This is a genomic window from Paenisporosarcina sp. P4_E4_2, assembly GCF_056401595.1.
Genome location: NZ_JBFUJC010000329.1, coordinates 1 through 3,502, shown reverse-complemented (window position 1 = coordinate 3,502; position 3,502 = coordinate 1). Strand labels below are relative to the sequence as shown.

4 protein-coding genes and 1 rRNA gene are annotated in these 3,502 nt (G+C 38.0%); 2 read left to right on the top strand and 3 right to left on the bottom strand.

The genetic code is table 11. From position 1 onward, the window contains the following. Positions 1-72: ribosomal RNA gene (locus AC1DSB_RS16510) — 16S ribosomal RNA — on the bottom strand; the annotation flags it as partial. Positions 73-422: 350 nt separating this feature from the next. Beyond that, the gene (locus tag AC1DSB_RS16505) at positions 423-1,331 is read right to left on the bottom strand and encodes a DMT family transporter (protein ID WP_477532418.1); all 909 of its coding nucleotides are present in this window, start codon (positions 1,329-1,331) and stop codon (positions 423-425) included. Positions 1,332-1,470: 139 nt separating this feature from the next. Here AC1DSB_RS16505 and AC1DSB_RS16500 point away from each other — a divergent pair, with 139 nt between their 5' ends. Beyond that, positions 1,471-2,196, top strand: coding sequence for an MgtC/SapB family protein (locus AC1DSB_RS16500; protein WP_477587138.1), 726 nt, complete (start codon positions 1,471-1,473; stop codon positions 2,194-2,196). A 12-nt stretch (positions 2,197-2,208) separates the two neighbouring features. Further along, positions 2,209-3,198 carry a cation diffusion facilitator family transporter gene (locus tag AC1DSB_RS16495; RefSeq protein ID WP_477532417.1) on the top strand — a complete coding sequence of 330 codons (990 nt, stop codon included), beginning with the start codon at positions 2,209-2,211 and terminating at the stop codon, positions 3,196-3,198. A 49-nt stretch (positions 3,199-3,247) separates the two neighbouring features. Here AC1DSB_RS16495 and AC1DSB_RS16490 read toward each other — a convergent pair. Continuing rightward, the coding region (locus AC1DSB_RS16490; protein WP_477587137.1) for a YugN family protein at positions 3,248-3,502 on the bottom strand (255 nt) is incomplete at its 5' end.

The window sequence follows — 3,502 nt, the reverse complement described above, 5'->3', positions numbered from 1 at the left end:
ATTCCGCTCGACTTGCATGTATTAGGCACGCCGCCAGCGTTCGTCCTGAGCCAGGATCAAACTCTCCATAATAGGTGAGTCGATTAGCTCGACTTTGTTGCTGGCGTCAAATTAATGACGTTTTAAAATGAACAATTAAGTTCAAGTTTCGCTTCCCACACCGAAGTGCGTTCCGCTTTATTGTTGACGTTTTGCTGTTCAGTTTTCAAGGTTCATTTGTTTACCGTTGTTGTAACGGCAACTTTTATATCTTAGCAAATCCAGATTGTCATGTCAACAAAAAGTTTTGCTTTTTCTTTTTTGTTTGTCGCTCGTTTTGGCGACTTTATTAATATACCTTCATTCGAAATCAAAGTCAATAACTATTTTGAAATATTTTTCTTCGCTTCCGAAGGACAAGTATTAATATACAACCTCTTGATTTATAAATCAAGAGGTTTTTTACGAAAAAGTTTAAATATCTTCTTAAAGTCCACTACAAACAGTACTATACCTGCAATAACGATGATTCCTCCGATGATCTGAGTCGTGATTAAATATTCATCAAAGATATAAAATGCTAAAATTGCTGCACCCACAGGCTCAAATAAAATTGCGATTGATATAACATTTGTTGAAACATATTTTAAAGACCAATTAAATAATGTATGTCCCAATAGATTCGGTACGATTGCTAATAAGATAAACCATAACCAATCATCAGCTGGATAAGGTCCAAATGATTCTCCTTTAATTAATACATAGAAAAATAGCGTAATCGTACTAATTCCATACACCACAAATGTATATGTAACGAGAGACAGTCTTTGACGTACATCCTGGCCGAATAAAAGATAGGCAGTAACAAGTGCACAAGCGATGAGCGCCAATACATCTCCATATAATGCACTCCCACTGATTCGGAAGTCTCCCCAGCTTATTAAAATCGAGCCTCCTAATGCAATGACTCCAGATACGATGGTTTTTAATGATAAGCGTTCTTTAAAAAAGAAGTATGTACCCGCGAAGGCAAAAATAGGTTGTAACGTCACTAGAACCGTTGAACTGGCCACCGATGTGTAATTTAGTGATTCAAACCATAAGATAAAATGAAAAGCCAAAAAGATTCCGGCAACTAACGAAAATGTCCAATCTCTCTTTGTTAATTGTTTAATTTCTGACGTGTATTTCCAAAAGAAAATGGGTGCCATGATTAATACTGAAAATAACATACGATAAAATGCTATGACCCCTGCATCCGCATTTGCAAGTTTTACAAATATTGCCGACAGGGCAACTGCGAGAACGCCAACTGCAATTGGAATTAAAGGGTGAATTGTTGGTTTTTCCATTAAGTTCACTTCTCTCTGTACCCTTGAAACAATTGATAATACTATTCGAATAAAGGTACTATATAGATAATCCTTCATATTGTTTCATGTCTTATCCTGCATTGCAATTTTTTTTATCTTATTAAATAGGAGGATGCTTATGGGCTCAATAATTGTTGACGGATTTATACATACTGAAATATTGATGAAATTAGGATTGGCTGCATTATTAAGTTTAATAATTGGTCTTGAGAGGGAACTTAAAAAGAAACCAGTTGGTTTGAAGACAAGTTTGGTTATTGCCACTTTCAGCTGTCTTCTTACATATATCTCTATTGAGTCAGCTTATATGGCAGAAGCTAGAGACGGTGTGAATATAACCATGGACCCTTTAAGGCTGGCAGCCCAAATCGTTAGTGGAATTGGTTTTCTAGGAGCGGGTGTAATACTGCGAAAAGGTAACGACAGTATTACCGGATTAACAACAGCTGCAATGATTTGGGGTGCTGGTGCAATCGGAATTGCTGTCGGGGCAGGTTTTTATGTAGAGGCGACGAGTTGTGTACTGATTGTTTTGGTTGGGATTGAGGTTCTTCCTCCACTTCTTTCTAAAATTGGTCCTAAGCGTCTTCGAATGAAGGAAGTATATATGAAGGTTCTCCTTTCTGAATCGGGTTCGATCGAACATTTGGTTTCTTTTCTTAAATCAGAAGAGATGGTCATTGAAAGTCTTCGTATCAAAGATATCCCACTTTCCGATCAACGATTGAAGCATGAAATTGAATTACGTTTTTCCACTTTACCAAAGCATAATTCATTAACCWTTTATGACAGTGTCCATTCTCTTTCATACATTGATCGAGTCGAACTAGAAATTTTATCCTAATAGGAGGATTATATGAAAGAATTTTTCGGACTACTTAAAGAAGGAAATAAGCCTTCATTGTTAGCGGCTATCGTCAATACAGTAATCGCAATACTAAAAGGTGTAGCATTCTTCTTCACAGGAAATGTAGCTATGTTTGCAGAAATGATGCACTCCATTGGGGATGCTGCAAACCAATTCTTTGTTTTCATCGGTTCTGCCCTTTCCAAGAAAGCTCCTACACCCCGTTTTCCAAATGGTTTCGGAAGAGTCGTCAATTTAGTTTGTCTAGGAGCAGTTCTAATTGTTGGGATATTGTCTTATGAGACTGTTATAGAAGGATGGCATCATATACAACATCCGGCTAAATCAGGCGGTTTATTCATTACTCTCGGTGTATTAGCTATTGCAATCATATTAGAAACTTTCGTACTTTATAAAGCGGCAAAAGAAGTACTACACGAAGCTGGTGTGCCTAAAGCAACAGGATTGGCACCTTTAACACTCGCTTTTAGCCATTTAAATCGAGCGAAACCCGCAACAAAATTAGTCTTTATGGAAGATTTAGTGGCAACAAGCGGTGGAGTTCTGGCATTTGTCGCAGTGTTAATCGCTCATTTCACAGGCTTTTTACAAGCAGAAGGTATCGCTTCCATCATGATTGGTTTAATGATGTTCTACGTTGTTGGTCGCGTTTTCCTGGAAAATGCACGTGGAGCAATCGGGGAAACGGACGAACAAATGTTGAACCATATTGCGCATCTCGTATTTGAACATAAAGACGTTAAAGATATTCAAAAGCTTGCAGTAATTAAAGAAGGCGAGTTTTTACATGTTGAACTAGTTGCTGAAGTGGACCCTTCAATCTCTTTTGCAGAGGCTGATGACATTCGAGATCATCTTGTAGATTTAATTCTTCATCAACAAGGTGTTCAAGATGTAACCATTTCATTCGATGAAGATGATGGGGTCACTCACTGGAAGCCTGTCAGTAATCGACCGGAAATTTTACCTCCACAATGATTTATATGAAGAAAGCCCCGTTCAATGTTGCTCATTGAACGGGGCTTTCCTATTGTAAACGACTATCTAGAGTTTTAAGCAATTCCACGCCCTGAACGACAAGTTTATTGCTGATCGGTGCATCTTTATTGGTCGGTTTTTGGAATTGATTCATTACTCCTCCACCAACTCCAAAAAGGGCATCTTTTTCGTCATCAATGCCATACTGATAACAATGTCTTAATAAGAAAGGGACGCCACATTCCAATTTGGCCGATGCCTGTTCAAAATCTCCACTTTTCACAGTTACCGGAATTCGTAAGAC

Coding starts and splice junctions, on each gene's coding strand:
- AC1DSB_RS16505 (WP_477532418.1), bottom strand. CDS start 1,331: ATGGAAAAACCAACAATTCACCCTTTAATTCCAATTGCAGTTGGCGTT.
- AC1DSB_RS16495 (WP_477532417.1), top strand. CDS start 2,209: ATGAAAGAATTTTTCGGACTACTTAAAGAAGGAAATAAGCCTTCATTG.